This is a genomic window from Sphingobacterium sp. UME9 (genome assembly GCF_014170215.1).
In the GTDB taxonomy this organism is placed as follows: domain Bacteria; phylum Bacteroidota; class Bacteroidia; order Sphingobacteriales; family Sphingobacteriaceae; genus Sphingobacterium; species Sphingobacterium paramultivorum.
The window spans coordinates 462,785-479,813 of sequence record NZ_LZZP01000013.1 but is presented as its reverse complement, the minus strand read 5'-3'; the positions used below and the strand labels follow the sequence as shown (position 1 = coordinate 479,813).

The following is a 17,029-nucleotide window of genomic DNA, read 5'->3' as shown; positions in this document are numbered from 1 at the left end:
CGGTATTTTACTTTTTAAAAATTTTTAACTAATTTCCTTTCAATCGAGACTTTTATTAAACAACTCAGTTTCTTGTCGAATTTGAGCCACTGTAACCTATTCTAATCGAAAAAATCAAAACGATTGTATAGACGTGATGGTTTATATAAAAACTTGTTTCAAAAGCCGAGAACTTTTCAGAAATTCGCGCACCTAATAATTTATGCTTCATGGAAGACGGTATTCAAAATTCTTCTTTTCAAGAACCTGCAGACATTAAATTGTCTCCGGCAGGACTCTCCTTCTTGGCTTCAGCGGCCAGATGGGCCAATTTTTTGGCCATTGTCTGTTTTATTTTCATCGGCATTTCTGCCATAACCATGGTCAGTCTAATCTTCGGAGCCAGTGCATTATCACTCGGGGCCGACGAATATGTAACAGCAGGGGCTTTATCCACATTCGGTGTACTTTATCTCTTATTTCTTGCTTTTTTCTGCCTTCCCATCTATTACCTTTATAATTTTGGATCTAAAGCAAAAAAAGCAATAGAAAATCGCGACAGCATTCAACTCGAATTATGCTTAGATGCCCTCAAAAAACATTATAAGTTTATTGGAATCATGGTCATCATAACCATCGCCTTTAATTTTATGGGGCTAGTCGTTGGAATAGTGCTCGGTATTAGTGATGCTTTTGCGGGCGTATAATACAGCCATAAATAAGGCTTATAAAAAAAGCGGAGTATGCAAGGTGCATTCTCCGCTTTTTCAATTGTATTGACTCTTTATTTTTTATAATATTTCATCGCATTTGGAATCAATCTCTGAATATCAGCTATACGTCGCTCATCACTCGGGTGCGTACTCAAAAACTCAGGCTGCCCTTTTTGACTACCCGATGCCATACGTTTCCAGAAATCTACAGCCTCATTTGGATTATAACCTGCCAAAGCCATAATAATCAAACCTGCTGCATCCGCATCAGATTCATCACTTCTCGAAAATTTTAATTGCGCCAGGTTGCCACCTAAACCATACAGATTGTTAAAAACACCAAGCGTACTGTTTCCAGATACCCCTGCAGCTGAACCTAAAATCTGTCCTCCCAGCTGTAAAGCGATCTGATTCGAAGCCTGAGCTACAGAATGCTCCTCAATAGCATGTGCGATCTCATGTCCCATAACTGTTGCTAAACCCGCTTCTGTACGTGTTACCGGCAATATTCCGGTATATACCGCAACTTTACCTCCAGGCATACACCATGCATTCACATCATCGCTCTTCACCAAATTAAACTCCCAGTTGAAGTTAAATTGATTTGCGCGGCCTGTACTTTGCAAATACTGGTTAACCGCCGTTGCAAGCTTGTTACCAACGCGTTTCACCATAGCTGCATCTGCAGTTCCGGTTACTACTTTAGCGTTATTTTTCGATAAGAAATCTTTATAAGCCAATGCAGCTTGTTGGTTCACTTGATCTGCGCTGACCAATTTCAAATATTTTTTACCCGTAACAGCTGAAGTTGCGCAACCTGACAACCCCGATGCCAGTGTTACACACGCTAATACCATAGCCGAATACTTAAACACTCCGTTCATATGTATATATTTTCTTTCAATGGCCATATGGAATATCCGAGCGATGGTGATCGGCTTTCAGCTTTTCCAACATGGATATTTCACAATCAATTATTAAATACGTTTTAGAGGATGCAATTATTGTGCCTATTCTTTTTCCTTCGGCTTTTTCTTAAAGAGGTAAATTTTGGATTCATGTCCCTTTAACAGACGCTCTATATTCTTTTGATGGGTAATTAACAACAAGATACAAATGGCTATCCCATAAAGCAGCACAGAAGGTATGGTTGTTTTAAAAATAAAGGCCAAACTAAAAGGAAATGCAAAACCTGCTGAAATGGAACCCAGCGAAACATAATGGGTTGTCAGCAGAATGATGATAAACACTGAAACACAGACCAAAGCGGCAGGTGTATGTATAGCGAGGATCATACCACACAGTGTGGCCACCCCTTTTCCACCTCTAAATCCCGCAAATACAGGAAACAAGTGCCCTAATACCGCAATAACGCCAAGTGCCAACTGAAAGTTAACAAATTGGACATCGCTCGTATTTTGCCCCAGTTCTATTAAATAAGCCAGGTTTGTTGCTGTCCAGCCTTTAAATATATCTACAAACATCACGATCGACCCCGCTTTAGGGCCCAAGACGCGAAAGGTGTTAGTCGCCCCAGCATTACCGCTACCATACTCACGAACATCTACCCCATAAAATGCCTGTCCCAACCAAACTGCTGTAGGTATGGATCCAAACAAATAAGCTAGTAATACTGCAGTTACTAAATAAATTGATATCATTAATTAAATCAGTTCTTATATTAATTTGGCCTTCAGACTAAGATCCAGGCTCCTTACACTGTGTGTCAAAGCACCTACTGAAATATAATCTACCCCGGCCTCCGCATACGATCGAATCGTGTCGAAAGTTATTCCCCCAGAGGCCTCTGTCTTGAATCGATGGTCAATAATCTGAACAGCTTTGGCTACATCCTGCGGCGAAAAATTATCTAACATGATTCGGTCCACTTCGCCAAAGTTAAGAACTTCATCAAGCTCCGCAAAATTTCGGACTTCAATTTCTATTTCTATTGGTTTATTTAGGTTCTTTCTGTAATCATTTGCGCGCTTTAGAGCAGGTACAATACCGCCACTATAGTCCACATGGTTGTCCTTAATTAAAATCATATCAAAAAGACCAAAACGATGATTGATTCCACCTCCTATACGAACGGCTTCTTTCTCCAATACACGCAACAATGGCGTCGTTTTCCGTGTGTCCAAAACTTTCGTATCTGTACCTTTGAGAAGGTCTACATATTTTCGGGTAGTTGTCGCAATGCCACTCATACGCTGCATGACATTCAGCACCAAACGCTCTGCCAGCAAAATACTTTGGATATTTCCCCTCACATAAAAAGCAATGTCACCTACTTTAACCTGACTTCCATCCTGGATAAACACCTCACAGGTCAAACTATCGTCAATATAAGCAATAATCGCCTGCGCTACTTCAACCCCTGCTAAAATACCATTATCCTTAACAATCAATTTTGCTTCACCTTGTGCCCCAGTTTCAATCGTAGAAAGTGAGGTATGATCTCCATCGCCCAAATCCTCTGCGACAGCCTGTTTTACAAAATGGGCCAGATAGTCCTTGATTTCCTTCTCCATAAATACTATTTATTGGGCTAAGATGTGGAATAATTTTTTAATCGAAAAATAGATTTTTAAAAAAAGCATCGCTAGCTTTAATTTTTGTCGATTCTTAGCTCTTCAATAGATTGGTTATTATTTCCTACGCCGATCTTAATAAAGACACGATAGTTTGTTTGTTCGGTAGCTAATGTAAATGTAAAATATTGATAGCCATTGTTTGCATTGCTGGCTTGCGTCAATTTAACAGTCTTGGGTTTATGCTGATTAAAAAATGCCGCCAACATGATTTCCGACTGATACTTTGTGTAGACACCATTCTCCCCCAAAATAGATAAGGTTAAGTTTGAACCAAAATACTTGGCCATATTTTTTGCGTTACCTTCTTTTAAATACGATTTTAGCTCCTCTGAAATACTTCCTAAAGAATCATCATCACCTGGCAAAGCTACCTTTACCACTGTATTCACTTCTCTTAAATAATGCCCGAAGGCCGCAGTGTGTACAAAAAGACTATTAATAAGTATAAATGCGCAATAGCTTAAAAATTTCATATAGCTCAACATATTATAGAACAGCTTCTATCATCCATATCAATCATTAGGTAGCTCCGTTTTTTACCAAACATAAACTATGCCACAAACCTATAAAATTATTAGGGATTAACAAGGGAACTTTTTAAGATGCGTTGATAGATTCTAAAATTAAGATTATCTTTGTTATACGATGAATAAGAAAAAAGTTGCACTCATGATCCTAGACGGACTAGGATATGGAAAACATGATAAATCAAATGCAGTTGAAGCTGCAAACACCCCATTTTTAGATCATTTATTAGAAGCTTATCCAAACTCGAGCTTAGAGGCCTCTGGTGAAGCTGTAGGTTTACCTGCTGGACAAATGGGTAACTCGGAGGTTGGTCACATGAATCTTGGCGCCGGAAGAATCGTCTACCAAGAATTGGGTCGTATTCACAAAGCTGTCAATGACGGCGTATTCAATTCGGATCCTATCATTCAAGACGCATTTAAATATGCATTGGAAAATAACAAAAAGGTACATTTAATCGGATTACTTTCTGATGGTGGTGTACACGCACATACAAAGCATTTAAAAGGCTTATGTGATGCTGCAAAACATGCTGGCTTGACAAGTGACCAAGTTTTTATACATGCATTTTTAGATGGCCGTGATACGGATCCAAACTCCGGCATCGGTTATGTTAGGGACTTACAAGACTATTTAAAGACGACAACAGGTACTTTTGCCTCTGCAATCGGCCGATATTATGCAATGGACCGCGATAACAGATGGGAACGTGTAAAATTAGCATACGATCTTTTAGTAAAAGCGGAAGGTGAAAAATCCAATGACCTTGTTGCATCGATCCAAAAATCATACGACGAAGGTGTAACCGATGAGTTTGTGAAACCAATCGCATTGGTAGACGCCAACGGTACACCTGTAGCAACAGTCCAAGAAGGTGATGTAGTATTCTGTTACAACTTCAGAACGGATCGCGGCCGCGAGATTACAATCGCGTTGACACAAAAGGCATTTCCAGAATATGATCTACAACCATTGGATCTATATTATGTGACAATGACCTCTTACGATGAAACATTCCAAAATGTCAGCGTTGTTTTCCAAAAAGACAACTTGTCCAATACTTTGGGTGAAGTGTTGGAAGCAAACCATAAAACACAAACACGTATTGCCGAAACAGAGAAATATCCGCACGTGACATTTTTCTTTTCAGGAGGTCGTGAACAACAGTTTGAAGGTGAAAACCGCTTGTTGGTTCCCTCCCCAAAAGTAGCGACTTACGATCTTCAACCGGAGATGTCTGCCAAAGGAATTACAGAAGCTATCGTCAATGACATGGAGACCCTTCAACCAGATTTTATCTGTCTGAATTTTGCAAACCCAGATATGGTAGGTCACACAGGTGTTTTTGACGCTGTCATAAAAGCGGTAGAAACTGTTGATCAATGTACAAAAACGGTTGTTGAAACAGGCCTTAAAAATGGTTACTCCTTTATTATTTTGGCCGATCATGGTAACTCCGAGTTTATGCTCAATGAAGATGGATCGCCAAATACGGCACACACAACCAATTTGGTTCCGTGTATCTTAATTGACGATCAGTATAAGAAAATAGCAGATGGTAAATTAGGTGATATTGCCCCAACCGTCTTACAACTTTTAGGCGTCAATATCCCCGTTGAAATGACAGGAAATGTATTGGTATCAGAATAATAATTTACATAAAAATAGTAACAGAGCACTTTCCCTTCTTATGGGCAGTGCTCTGCTTTTTTGGAGCTGTGGATCTCCATCCGCGACAAAAAAAACACAAAAATCTTCAGCTATATTTTCTGTCGATTCGTTTTTTAATGCCGAAGTCAATCGCTTGCAGCAGCTCAATCCCGCAGTTCTAAAATCTGTCAGCAAAGACGGTGAGAAAGAACAACGCGAACTGAAAATTGGCAACTGGAAAAATGAACTTTCCGCTTTTCAAGCTGCCGATATCAGCAAAAACTTCGACCCATCACTGTATGAAGTCAAAGCTGTAGACTGTGTAACAGAATTTACAGCTAAAAAGAAAGAACTACAGATACAGAAACTGCGCATCGAATTTGACAAAAACGAAAAGGTAAAACACATCCATATCGATAAAAAGATAACAAATACCTTATACGATAGTCAAGAAAAATTAGACTATTACAGCGACTCGCTGTATCGAATTGTCAAACTGCAGGATGTCCAAGGTTTGGATGCCAATCAATATGAAATTGAAGGCAAGTTTATTCCTTCCAAAAAATAGACAGCCTGATCAGTACCATACACAGCCCTCAAGAATAGCATCCATTTTTGAGGGCTTTTCTGTAAATTCAGTTTATCTTTTAAGCGGACATTTATACAGTGTCACAACAATAATAAATGCAACACAATTGCTTTATATTTTATTTTCCTTATCTTTGACCAGATTAACAAAATAACTCAACGGATAAATGGGTTTAAACGTAGTGATTTTAGCGTGAAAGATATCTCATTGAACAAATTCGCAGCATTAATGCTCTTAATGACCTTCTTAATTGGTCAGTTCATTGTGTATACCCATGCGCATCCGCAAACTGCACTCAGTATCGTAGACAGTCCTGCAAAAAAAAATCATGCAGACCATCCGAAGTGTTCTATTTGTGATCAAAATTCACATCCACAAATTGTTTTTCATTTTACGCTACGCGAATTAATACTCCCGACACGTCAGGTCGAATTTGGCCTGTTTATCACCGGAGATCAAATTATTCGATCACTGCTTTCTGGCAATCGCGGTCCCCCCATCGCTTAATTTTTACATAAGTCCAATAATGTCACTCCTATATTCTTCTCATTATTGCGACAAACGACTTCATAAAAGTTTTTAGAACTCGACAATCTCAAGAATTCATACGATGAATTATTGGGTTGCTGTTATCCTTGATGTTATATATACGTAAAAATTATTCGTACAGATGAAACTTAAAATTATAGGCTGCATTTTTATGCTTGTCTCCTATTTCTCCATATTTCCAGCTCTCGCCGCAACAATCAGCGGTAAAGTAACGGATGCAAAAACAAATCTTCCCATTGCTGGCGCTACAATATCACTGCAACAGCTTCGTTCGAGCACCGCATCAGACCAACAAGGTCATTATAGCTTTAAATCACTTCCTTCAAGTGGACGCTACTTGGTTGAGGTCCGTTTCTTGGGCTATCAGTCCGTTGTCAAGACCGTTGATTTAACTTCGGAAAATCTTTCCCTTGATTTCGCCCTAACCGAAAGTATTATTGAAACCAATGAAGTCGTCGTTACAGGTACATTGGTCACCTCACAGAGCCGTCGCAGCAGTACCTCGGTTGCTGTAATCTCCAAAGATGAACTGCAGGGAAATGCAACGAATCTTATTGATGCTCTTGCCCGACAAGTTCCCGGACTAAGCCAGATCACAACGGGACAAGGTATTTCAAAACCTGTTATACGGGGTCTAGGTTATAATCGTGTCGTTACGGTAAGTGATGGTGTTAAACAGATGGGACAGCAATGGGGTGACGAACATGGTATTGAAATCGACCAAAATCAACCGGATCGTGTGGAGGTCCTGCGTGGTGCAGCCTCTTTGATGTACGGATCTGATGCTATTGGCGGTGTAATCAATGTGCTTGAACCAAATGTTCCTACAGCTGGGCAAATTAAAGGTGAAGTATTGAGCAGCTACTCCACCAACAACGGACTAACCAATAGTTCTGTTATGCTTACCGGTAATGAAAATGGCTTCGTATGGCGTGGGCGTGGTTCTTATCAAAACGCCTATTCTTATAATACGCCCGCAGGCCGATATGGCAATAGTGGTTTTAACAACAGTAATTTCAGTGGTATGCTCGGGCTAAACAAGCAATGGGGCTACTCTCATCTGAATTTTTCATACCTGAAAAATAATATCGGCTTTTACGATGCCGAACCTGGTGACCCGCTTTACATAAACTCAAAAAGCCGTACCTTAGATTTCCCTAAACAGGATATCCGCCATTACAAACTGGCCCTCAACAATAACTTTATCATCGGTTCCGGTAGTTTAAAACTTGATCTGGGCTATCAAAAAAATCAACGTCGGGAGCTTGAAGAAGCAACACCTTCCTTATTCTTTGACCTGAATACGTATTCACTTGACGCAAAATATTCGTTAAGTGAAAAAAATGGCTGGCAACATGTCTTTGGTATCAGTGCTAGCCAGGAACACAGTTTAAATAAAGGTGTTGAATTCTTAATTCCGGCCTATGATCAGTTGGAATTGGGCGCTTTTGGCTATGCGAAGAAAACCTGGGGCGAAAATACCTTTAACGTTGGATTACGCTATGACTACGTCAACAACAAAGGCAAGCAACTCTTTATTGAAGACGAAGAGCAGTTCGCTGGTTTTAAAAATAGTTTCAGCAATGTTAGCGGAGCGCTTGGATATACACATATTTTCAGCGAAGACCTCAATTTCAAAGCAAATGCCGGTTCGGCTTTTAGAGCGCCTAATCCGGCAGAATTAGGTTCCAACGGTGTACACGAAGGAACTTACCGGTATGAAGTTGGTAATGAAAACCTAAAACCTGAACGAAGTTACCAAGCGGATGCAACCCTCGAGTTTGGACATAGCATCGTTACAGGAAGTATCGGAATCTATGAAAACTATATCCACAATTTTATCTATGCCTCAACAACAAAAGGCGACACGAAAACCGTTGTGGGTGAAGATGGCGATTCGCATACCTACGACGTATATCGCTATGGCCAGGTAAATGCCAATCTTTACGGTGTTGAAGGAAGCCTGAATTTTCATTTGCTAAACTGGATACACCTGGATAATACATTTAGCTATACCCATGCACAGAACAATACCTTTAACAGACCCTTGGCATTGATTCCAGCTGGCGTTGTACACAATACATTGCGGCTTGAGCCCAAGATTAGCGGCTTGAATGCTTTCTACGTTTCTGTGGGGCTGGACAATTATTTCAAACAGAACCGCATTGATGAAACCTTCGAAACGCCAGCAAACTCTTATACTTTATTGAACGCAGGAATCGGTACGACATTACATCTCGGATCGCAGCAACTGAAAGTATTTGCAGCAGCTTCAAACTTGACCAACAAACGTTATTACGATGCGTTGAGCAGATTGCGCCCAGGACGTCTTTCACAGGAAGACACGAGCTTTGGTGTCTACAATATGGGTAGAAACATCACCTTCGGTGTGTATCTGCCATTGAGCATCAAGTAAATTAATCTTGGTAATAAATGATCGTAAGATCGATTAAGATTAGTACACGGCAAAATAAAAAAGCGGGATCTTGAAGATTCCGCTTTTTTATTTTATAATTATTTGGGGTCATCTGCTGTCGCTTCCCTTGCCAAGGCTACTTCGTCGGGCATGGCTTCCAGGGAGGAATCCAACGCAAACAAGGATTCATCTGAAGCTCGGTCACCACCGGCAATCTTCAGTTTATCCATCAATTCCAGCGCCAATTTCTCTTCTTCAATCTGTTCCTTAACAAACCACTGTGCAAAGTTCCATGTTGCCCAGTCCTTCTCCGCCATCGCTAAATTGACAATGTTATAGATCGCTTCGGTATTATCTACTTCATGTTTAAAAACGCGATTAAAGCATTCGGTCAGCGATTTTGGGTCAGCTGGCGGAGCTGCAATAGCCTGTATTCTGGGGCGTCCACCTCTTTCCAAAATATAACCCATAATTTTAGTCATGTGATTACGCTCTTCCTGGGCATGTCTATACAGAAAATTGGCGATTCCGCCATAACCCTGATCATCTGCCCATACCCCCAACGCCAAATAAATCTGTGCAGCTTCAGCCTCTTTTGTCATCTGACTGATTAAAATTTGCTGCATTTCCTTTGACAATCGATTCGTTTCCATAATATTCATTTTGATTTAGGAAAAGAACAGTTTCAGTGCGTATTTCGTTTGAAATTTATCAAAGTAAAAACGGTAAAGGTGATCCCGTTAAAATGAAAAGCAGCTCATTTGTGACCAACTGTTACATTCCAATAAGTACATTTCAACCGGCACAAATCAATAGGTACAAAATCAACAAGCACAAAAAAAGGGAATACCATTGGCATTCCCTTTTTTCGTGCTTTTATAGCGATACTATTTCAAGTTATCTCTATATACCTTCGCTTTTTTGATTTCTGTTTGGATATCTTTTTTCGATGCATCAAAGCTCAACACTTTTTCGTAATCCTTGATTGCATTGTTATAAGCGTCAGTTGCCATTGCCTTATTGTAGTTAGGCGTACCCTCCGTTCCGATCAAGATACCTAAATCGCGATTAGCGATCGCTCTATTTTGATAGAATTTCGAATCAGTCGGCGTAATAGCAATTGCTTTTGAATAATCCTCAATAGCAACTTTCAACAACTGCTCTTTGTTGGCAACAGATGTTTTATTTGTGGCCTGAGTAGCAAGATTGTTTGTTGCTTTCGCTTTGAAGTATAAAGCATTTGCATTTTTACCGTTCAATGCAACTACTTTTCCAAAAGTTTCAGCTGATTTTTTATAGTCACCATTTTGAAATTGAGAATATCCCAACATATATAATACATCCGGATCTTTCCCTTCTTGAGGGAGGGCTTTAGTCAAGTATGACTCCGCATTCTTGAAATCACCATCCAAAAGAGCTTTTTGCCCCATTCTCACATTAGCGTTGCTATGCTCAGCCTGTTTAGGTTGTTGTGCATTCGCGCTAAAAGCAACTAAAGCAAAAACCCCAGTAAACAAACCCAATTTAAATGATTTTAAATTCATATCTAAATAGTTACGTTTTTATATTCACTCTTTAATGATCACTTGTGATCGTTTCTACATCTGTAAAAAAGCATCCGATTGATTTCTTTAAACTTAAAAACTGCCATCGTCGCCCTTTCACATTCCAATATTACAATTATTATGCCTATTTCTCCAACAAATGGCAGATAAATTTTATTTAACCTGCCTTTTTTTCCTATTCTAGAAAATAGATTTGTAATTTTGCTCACTTTTAGCAATTGGCACTTCCCTTGCAATATAGGGGAAACAATAATAGAAGCTTAAAATTTGAAAGTCAGCCGTCAACATGTCAGCGACTGCCAAATACACAAAATAAATACTATGAGCAAATTCGAAACTTTTGATTTCAGTCAAGCAATTCCAATCGTTGCAGAGGATACCGAATTCTTCCCCCTACTTACACAAGAGGATGAAGATAATATGGCGAATGCTGAAATTCCAGAAGCATTGTCTATTTTGCCTTTACGTAATACCGTATTATTCCCCGGTGTTGTCATTCCGATTACCGTAGGTAGAGATAAATCCATCAAACTGGTCAAAGAAGCCTATAAAGGCAGCAAGACCATTGGTGTTGTTTCTCAAAAGGACATGACTGTAGAGGACCCAGGATTTGAAGAACTAAATAAAGTGGGCACCGTAGCTCATATCATTAAGGTACTCCAAATGCCTGATGGTAATACCACCGTCATCATCCAGGGAAAACAACGGTTCAACTTGTTGGAAATTGTCGATACTGAGCCTTATTTAAAGGCACGTGTGGAGAAATTCAATGAAGCGAAGCCGAAGATGACCAAGCACTTTAAAGCGACAATTTCTACCTTAAAAGAAATGGCGCTGCAGATCATCCAGCTTTCGCCAAACTTACCTAGTGAAGCTGGTATCGCGATTAAAAATATTGAAAGCCCTTCGTTTCTGATCAACTTTATTTCGTCGAACATCAATGTCGAAATGATCAAAAAACAGGAACTACTTCAAATACCTAAAGTAGAGAATCGTGCCAAACTTTTATTGGAGCTGCTGACAACAGAAATCCAGATGCTGGAACTAAAGCACCAGATTCAGAATAAAGTACGTGTCGACCTTGACAAGCAACAACGTGATTATTTCTTGAACCAACAGCTCAAAACAATCCAGGAAGAGCTGGGTGGAAACACGCCCGATCTTGAGCTGGAAGAGCTTAAAAAACGGGGCAAGAAAAAGAAATGGAATGTTGATGTAGAAAAACATTTCACAAAAGAACTCGAAAAGCTATCGCGTATCAATCCTGCGGCTGCAGATTATTCGGTACAGCTCAATTACCTTGAGCTACTACTTGATCTACCCTGGAATGAAACAACAAAAGACAATTTTGATTTAAACAAAGCACAAAAAGTGCTCGATAAAGATCATTATGGGCTTGAGAAAGTAAAAAAACGTATCATTGAATACCTTGCGGTATTGAAATTAAAAAATGATATGAAAGTACCTATTCTTTGTTTAGTAGGCCCTCCTGGAGTCGGTAAAACCTCTTTGGGAAGATCTATTGCCAAAGCATTGGGGCGTAAATATACCCGTATGGCCTTGGGTGGTGTACGCGATGAAGCAGAAATCAGAGGACACCGCAAAACTTATATCGGCGCAATGCCGGGCCGTATCATCCAGTCCCTGAAAAAAGCAGGAGCAGCAAATCCGGTTTTTATTTTGGACGAAATCGATAAAATGAGCGCGGACTTCAAAGGAGATCCTTCGTCGGCCTTATTGGAGGTATTAGATCCGGAACAAAACACACATTTCTATGATCATTATGTCGAAATGGAGTTTGACCTTTCCAAAGTGATGTTTATTGCGACAGCCAATTCCTTGAGCGCTATTCAACCTGCGTTATTGGATCGGATGGAAATTATCGAAGTGAATGGTTATACCATCGAGGAGAAAATCGAAATCGCGAAAAAACACCTCTTGCCAAAACAACGCGAAATGCATGGAATGGCAGCCAAAGATGTCTCGTTAAAAGCTAAGATCATCGAACAGATTATCGAGGATTACACACGTGAATCTGGTGTGCGTGGATTAGAAAAAAAGATCGGCTCTGTCGTACGTGGTATTGCAACACGCATTGTCATGGAAAAGGATTACAGTCCGAGCATCAACGAACAAGATCTGCTCGATATCCTAGGTGCTCCAATATTTGACAAGGACATCTACGAAAATAACAATGTTGCCGGCGTCGTAACGGGCTTAGCCTGGACTTCCGTAGGTGGCGATATCTTATTTATAGAATCCTCGCTGAGCCCAGGAAAAGGACGTTTGAGCCTGACAGGTAATTTGGGTGATGTCATGAAAGAATCTGCGTCGATAGCACTAGCCTACCTGAAAGCCCACGCTTCGGATTTCGGCATTAACTACCGCGTTTTCGACCATTGGGATATCCATATTCACGTTCCTGCGGGTGCCATTCCAAAAGATGGCCCTTCGGCTGGTATAACAATGCTCACAGCACTGACATCGCTATTTACCCAACGTAAAGTGAAGGAGAAATTAGCCATGACAGGTGAAATTACCTTACGTGGAAAAGTATTGCCTGTTGGCGGTATTAAGGAGAAAATCCTTGCCGCAAAACGTGCGAACATCAAAGATATTATCCTTTGTAAATCCAATGAAAAAGACATCTTGGAAATCAAGGAAGATTATATCAAAGACATGCAGTTCCACTATGTGACTGAAATGTCGCAGGTGATCAAACTCGCGTTATTGGAAGAAAAAGTAATTGGCGCCATCGATCTGACACAAGATTTAGAAAATACCAAAAAAGAGAATTAATAGGTACCCGAAAGGTCTTGAATAGAAATGGGCTATCCAAATGCAGTGCCCCCAAAAAGTTAGACACTTTCTGGGGGCATTTTTTATGAATAAGAAAAAGAAGCACAGTTTTGAATTTAAGCTGAGCTGTGTTAAACAGATGGATGAGCATTATCGCTCACAGAACCTTATCAGCTATTCTTAAACGGTTTGAGCTGACTTCTCAAACACCTTCTTTGTTGGAGCGAAGCGTCTTTTATCCTTAGCTTTTGATTGCGGAAATCATCGTTTAGACCCTAACTTTTCATGTAGGAGCTCCTCGTCCAAACTATCTTCATATTTTGAAATCACCAGCGTTGCCGCTGAATTTCCGATCAAATTGGTTATCGCCCTTGCTTCACTCATAAAACGATCTACACCAAAGATCAAAGCGACAGATTCTACCGGTACATGGCCAACAACAGGCAAGGTCGCAGCAAGGGTAACGAAACCACTTCCTGTTACGCCTGCAGCACCTTTGGAGGTCAATAGCAATACCAACAATAAGGTAATTTCCTGCTCCAAGCTGAGATGCATATTGAGGGCCTGCGAAATAAAGACCGCTGCCATAGTCAAATAGATACTTGTCCCATCCAGATTGAAAGAATAGCCCGTGGGGATAACTAAGCCCACAACAGGCTTGGCACAACCCGCATCTTCCATCTTCTGCATGATACCTGGCAACGCCGACTCGGAAGAGGAAGTCCCCAAAACGATTAAAATCTCTTCTTTGATATATTTTAGAAACTTAAAAACATTCACCTTGAGATAAAAATACAATACGGCCCCGATCACGATGATCACGAAGATAAAACAGGTCAGGTAGAAGCTCAACATCAACATACCGAGTTTAGATAAGGCCTGGATTCCAAACTTACCGATCGTAAAACCCATTGCTCCCATTGCCCCGATTGGAGCCAGATACATGATCATTTTGATAATGGAGAAGAGAACCTTCAGAAAAGATTGCAATACATTGAGCACAGGCTCGGAAGCTTTCTGCCCTATTTTTGTCATACCGATCCCAAATAGCACTGCAAAAACGAGTACCTGCAACATGTTGTCCGAAGCTACCGCAGCAATCACATTATCTGGAATGATCCCGATGATAAAATCCATAAAACTATGTGGCTCTTTGGATTCTGAAATATAATGGGATACTGAAGATACATCAAGACTAGCTGGATCGGCGTTCATGCCAGTACCCGGCTGTATCCAATTAACAAAGACCAAACCGATAATAAGGGCTATTGTTGTCATGATCTCGAAATAGATAATGGAAGTTAAACCGATTTTCCCCACTTTTTTCGTATCCTGCATTCCCGCTATCCCGATCACAATGGAGCTAAAAATCAATGGTGCAATAACCATCTTGATCAGTTTAATAAAAGCATCTCCTAATGGTTTTAGCTTAACAGCAAAATCGGGGTAATAGATACCACAGATGATCCCCACAAGTATACCCACGATGACTTGAAAATAGAGGCTCTTAAAAATATGCTTCATGATAGATTTATTTACGGACAGCAATTCCCTTGCTTTAATCGGTTTTTTAATTTAGGATATTGAAATTAATTGGTACGAATATAAAAAAAAAAGGGATGCATAAATGCATCCCTTCCTATTATAATTTTGAACTTAGCTGCTGAAATATGCTCTTACATTCTTTCCTTCAATCCAGTTCATATAAGCTTTATTGACAACCTTGTTTCCTCCAGGTGTTGGGTAATCACCGGAGAAATACCAATCACCCTTATGGTCTGGACAAGCTTGGTGTAAATTATCCAAAGTTTGGTAAATTACTTCGAGCTCTGCTTTCAGGTGGTGAGGTCTTACGATACGGGCAATTTCTTCCGAAATCTCTTCATCAGTAAAAGGTGCATAGATCGCTTTGACATAATTATCGATATCATTAACATCCTGGGTCATTGATAACACACATTTTTGATAAACTTCATCGATAATATGTGCCATACCACGTTGTTTCAAGAGATTAATTGCTGCTTCGAATGCGACAAATTCACCCATACGAGACATATCGATACCATAACAATCTGGGTAACGAATCTGAGGTGCTGATGAAACAATCACGATTTTTTTCGGATTCAAACGATCCAAGATCGTTAAAATACTTTGTTTCAATGTTGTTCCCCTAACAATAGAGTCATCAATGGCAACGATCGTATCTTCGTGATCCTTTACAATACCGTAAGTTGTATCATATACGTGCTGTACCATGTCTGTACGGTCCGCATCTTGCGTAATGAACGTACGCAGTTTAGCGTCCTTCACGTTGAGTTTTTCAAAACGAGGTTTAATACTCAAGATTTCATCCAATTCTTCATCAGAGATTTTTTCTGAGCGATTTAATAGGGTCTCTTTTTGAAAATCCCGAACGTAGGCATTGATACCATCCATTAGGCCATAGTAAGATACTTCAGCTGTATTTGGAATAAACGAGAATACGGTATTTTTGATGTTATTTTTGACAGATTCCAATACCTGAGGTACCAGTAATCTTCCTAATTCTTTACGTTCTTGATAGATATCAGCATCTGATCCACGTGAGAAGTAAATCCGTTCGAAAGAACAAGAACGTTGTTCTACGGGTTGTCTAAACATCTCTTGGGATACTGTACCGTCTTTTTTAGCGATCAGGGCATGGCCTGGTTTAATTTCCTTCACAGCACCAATAGGAATATTGAATGCCGTTTGGATGACCGGTCTTTCCGATGCTACAACCAGGATCTCCTCATCCTGATAATAAAACGCCGGACGGATACCAGCTGGGTCGCGCATAACAAAAGCATCACCGTGACCAAAGATACCTGCGATGGTGTAACCGCCATCCCAAGTTTTGGCCGAACGCTTCAATATTTTGGTAACATCAATATTTTTAGCAATCAGCGAGCTGATCTCAATATTAGAATGACCTTCTTTTTTGAATTGATCGAAAAGATCCTGGTTCTCATCATCTAAGAAATGGCCAATTTTTTCCAAAACGGTTACGGTATCCGCTTTTTCCTTTGGATGTTGTCCCAACTCATATAATTGTTGCAACAATTCGTCCACATTAGTCATGTTGAAGTTACCCGCTACCACCAAATTACGAGACATCCAATTGTTTTGTCTTAAAAATGGGTGACAGCTTTCGATACTGTTCTTTCCATGCGTTCCATAGCGCAAATGTCCTAAAAGTACTTCTCCCGTAAAACTTACGTTATCTTTTAACCATTGCGTATCTTTTGACTCCTCTGGAAATGCTTTCTGAACAGAAGCAAATTTTTTCTGTACATATTCGAATATGTCTGCCACGGCAGTTGAGCCCATAGCTCTGTAACGCGAAATGTAACGATTTCCAGGTTTTACATCAAATTTAATGGTTGCAATTCCAGCCCCGTCTTGTCCACGGTTGTGCTGTTTTTCCATTAATAGGTACAATTTGTTGATGCCATAAAATGGCGTACCATATTTTTCCTGATAATAAGATAAGGGTTTTAACAGGCGAATTAGTGCGATTCCGCACTCGTGTTTAATAGCGTCGCTCATATCTTGATTTGATGTCGCAAAAGTACGAATTATTTAGCACTTACCGACCCCTCCCTTCACTTTTTCAGCAATAAAAT

Annotated in this window: 14 protein-coding genes; 6 read left to right on the top strand and 8 right to left on the bottom strand. The window is 40.0% G+C overall.

Translation table 11 applies throughout. The features are described 5' to 3' along the window. The first annotated feature begins 209 nt into the window (after positions 1–209). Positions 210–686 carry a hypothetical protein gene (locus A9970_RS21180; protein WP_182983592.1) on the top strand — a complete coding sequence of 159 codons (477 nt, stop codon included), beginning with the start codon at positions 210–212 and terminating at the stop codon, positions 684–686. A gap of 77 nt (positions 687–763) precedes the next feature. Here the strand turns inward: A9970_RS21180 and A9970_RS21175 are convergent, their stop codons facing one another. The 4 genes from A9970_RS21175 to A9970_RS21160 all read right to left on the bottom strand — a co-directional run bounded on the left by A9970_RS21175 (position 764) and on the right by A9970_RS21160 (position 3,762). Then, complete coding sequence (locus tag A9970_RS21175; protein WP_153845179.1) at positions 764–1,576, bottom strand: M48 family metallopeptidase; 813 nt, start codon at positions 1,574–1,576, stop codon at positions 764–766. Positions 1,577–1,702: 126 nt separating this feature from the next. Further along, on the bottom strand, positions 1,703–2,353 hold the full coding sequence (gene plsY / locus A9970_RS21170) for a glycerol-3-phosphate 1-O-acyltransferase PlsY (protein ID WP_075993893.1): 651 nt from the start codon (positions 2,351–2,353) through the stop codon (positions 1,703–1,705). A gap of 15 nt (positions 2,354–2,368) precedes the next feature. Further along, positions 2,369–3,226 (bottom strand): carboxylating nicotinate-nucleotide diphosphorylase, encoded by an 858-nt coding sequence (gene nadC, locus A9970_RS21165; RefSeq protein WP_182983591.1) that lies wholly within the window; start codon positions 3,224–3,226, stop codon positions 2,369–2,371. Between the two features lie 77 nt (positions 3,227–3,303). Continuing rightward, positions 3,304–3,762 (bottom strand): DUF4783 domain-containing protein, encoded by a 459-nt coding sequence (locus A9970_RS21160; RefSeq protein ID WP_182983590.1) that lies wholly within the window; start codon positions 3,760–3,762, stop codon positions 3,304–3,306. Between the two features lie 172 nt (positions 3,763–3,934). Between A9970_RS21160 and gpmI the strand changes: the two genes are divergently transcribed. The 4 genes from gpmI (at position 3,935) to A9970_RS21140 (ending at position 9,021) form a co-directional block, all read left to right on the top strand. After that, on the top strand, positions 3,935–5,467 hold the full coding sequence (gene gpmI, locus A9970_RS21155; RefSeq protein ID WP_182983589.1) for a 2,3-bisphosphoglycerate-independent phosphoglycerate mutase: 1,533 nt from the start codon (positions 3,935–3,937) through the stop codon (positions 5,465–5,467). Continuing rightward, a complete protein-coding gene (locus A9970_RS21150; RefSeq protein ID WP_182983588.1) occupies positions 5,448–6,035 on the top strand; it encodes a hypothetical protein in 588 nt (195 codons plus the stop codon). Before gpmI ends, A9970_RS21150 begins: the two co-directional genes overlap by 20 nt. Positions 6,036–6,248: 213 nt before the next feature. Next, positions 6,249–6,563 carry a hypothetical protein gene (locus A9970_RS21145; RefSeq protein ID WP_182983587.1) on the top strand — a complete coding sequence of 105 codons (315 nt, stop codon included), beginning with the start codon at positions 6,249–6,251 and terminating at the stop codon, positions 6,561–6,563. A gap of 163 nt (positions 6,564–6,726) precedes the next feature. Then, positions 6,727–9,021 (top strand): TonB-dependent receptor, encoded by a 2,295-nt coding sequence (locus A9970_RS21140; RefSeq protein WP_182983586.1) that lies wholly within the window; start codon positions 6,727–6,729, stop codon positions 9,019–9,021. 98 nt (positions 9,022–9,119) lie between these two features. On the opposite strand, the gene A9970_RS21135 is transcribed toward A9970_RS21140, so the two are convergent. Further along, positions 9,120–9,674, bottom strand: a complete 555-nt coding sequence (locus A9970_RS21135; protein WP_120336483.1) for a ferritin — start codon at positions 9,672–9,674, stop codon at positions 9,120–9,122. Positions 9,675–9,908: 234 nt separating this feature from the next. Further along, positions 9,909–10,565 carry a tetratricopeptide repeat protein gene (locus A9970_RS21130; RefSeq protein ID WP_070563675.1) on the bottom strand — a complete coding sequence of 219 codons (657 nt, stop codon included), beginning with the start codon at positions 10,563–10,565 and terminating at the stop codon, positions 9,909–9,911. Positions 10,566–10,907: 342 nt separating this feature from the next. Here A9970_RS21130 and lon point away from each other — a divergent pair, with 342 nt between their 5' ends. After that, positions 10,908–13,385 (top strand): endopeptidase La, encoded by a 2,478-nt coding sequence (gene lon / locus A9970_RS21125; protein WP_182983585.1) that lies wholly within the window; start codon positions 10,908–10,910, stop codon positions 13,383–13,385. Between the two features lie 261 nt (positions 13,386–13,646). On the opposite strand, the gene dctA is transcribed toward lon, so the two are convergent. Further along, positions 13,647–14,909 (bottom strand): C4-dicarboxylate transporter DctA, encoded by a 1,263-nt coding sequence (gene dctA, locus A9970_RS21120; protein WP_220801672.1) that lies wholly within the window; start codon positions 14,907–14,909, stop codon positions 13,647–13,649. A 132-nt stretch (positions 14,910–15,041) separates the two neighbouring features. Then, a complete protein-coding gene (locus A9970_RS21115; RefSeq protein WP_182983584.1) occupies positions 15,042–16,952 on the bottom strand; it encodes a class II glutamine amidotransferase in 1,911 nt (636 codons plus the stop codon). Positions 16,953–17,029 lie beyond the last annotated feature (77 nt).

Excerpts from the sequence above, each read along its gene's own strand:
- A9970_RS21180 (WP_182983592.1), top strand. The coding sequence starts at position 210 with ATGGAAGACGGTATTCAAAATTCTTCTTTTCAAGAACCTGCAGACATT.
- A9970_RS21175 (WP_153845179.1), bottom strand. The coding sequence starts at position 1,576 with ATGAACGGAGTGTTTAAGTATTCGGCTATGGTATTAGCGTGTGTAACA.
- plsY (WP_075993893.1), bottom strand. The coding sequence starts at position 2,353 with ATGATATCAATTTATTTAGTAACTGCAGTATTACTAGCTTATTTGTTT.
- nadC (WP_182983591.1), bottom strand. The coding sequence starts at position 3,226 with ATGGAGAAGGAAATCAAGGACTATCTGGCCCATTTTGTAAAACAGGCT.
- A9970_RS21160 (WP_182983590.1), bottom strand. The coding sequence starts at position 3,762 with ATGAAATTTTTAAGCTATTGCGCATTTATACTTATTAATAGTCTTTTT.
- gpmI (WP_182983589.1), top strand. The coding sequence starts at position 3,935 with ATGAATAAGAAAAAAGTTGCACTCATGATCCTAGACGGACTAGGATAT.
- A9970_RS21150 (WP_182983588.1), top strand. The coding sequence starts at position 5,448 with ATGTATTGGTATCAGAATAATAATTTACATAAAAATAGTAACAGAGCA.
- A9970_RS21140 (WP_182983586.1), top strand. The coding sequence starts at position 6,727 with ATGAAACTTAAAATTATAGGCTGCATTTTTATGCTTGTCTCCTATTTC.
- A9970_RS21135 (WP_120336483.1), bottom strand. The coding sequence starts at position 9,674 with ATGGAAACGAATCGATTGTCAAAGGAAATGCAGCAAATTTTAATCAGT.
- A9970_RS21130 (WP_070563675.1), bottom strand. The coding sequence starts at position 10,565 with ATGAATTTAAAATCATTTAAATTGGGTTTGTTTACTGGGGTTTTTGCT.
- lon (WP_182983585.1), top strand. The coding sequence starts at position 10,908 with ATGAGCAAATTCGAAACTTTTGATTTCAGTCAAGCAATTCCAATCGTT.
- dctA (WP_220801672.1), bottom strand. The coding sequence starts at position 14,909 with ATGAAGCATATTTTTAAGAGCCTCTATTTTCAAGTCATCGTGGGTATA.
- A9970_RS21115 (WP_182983584.1), bottom strand. The coding sequence starts at position 16,952 with ATGAGCGACGCTATTAAACACGAGTGCGGAATCGCACTAATTCGCCTG.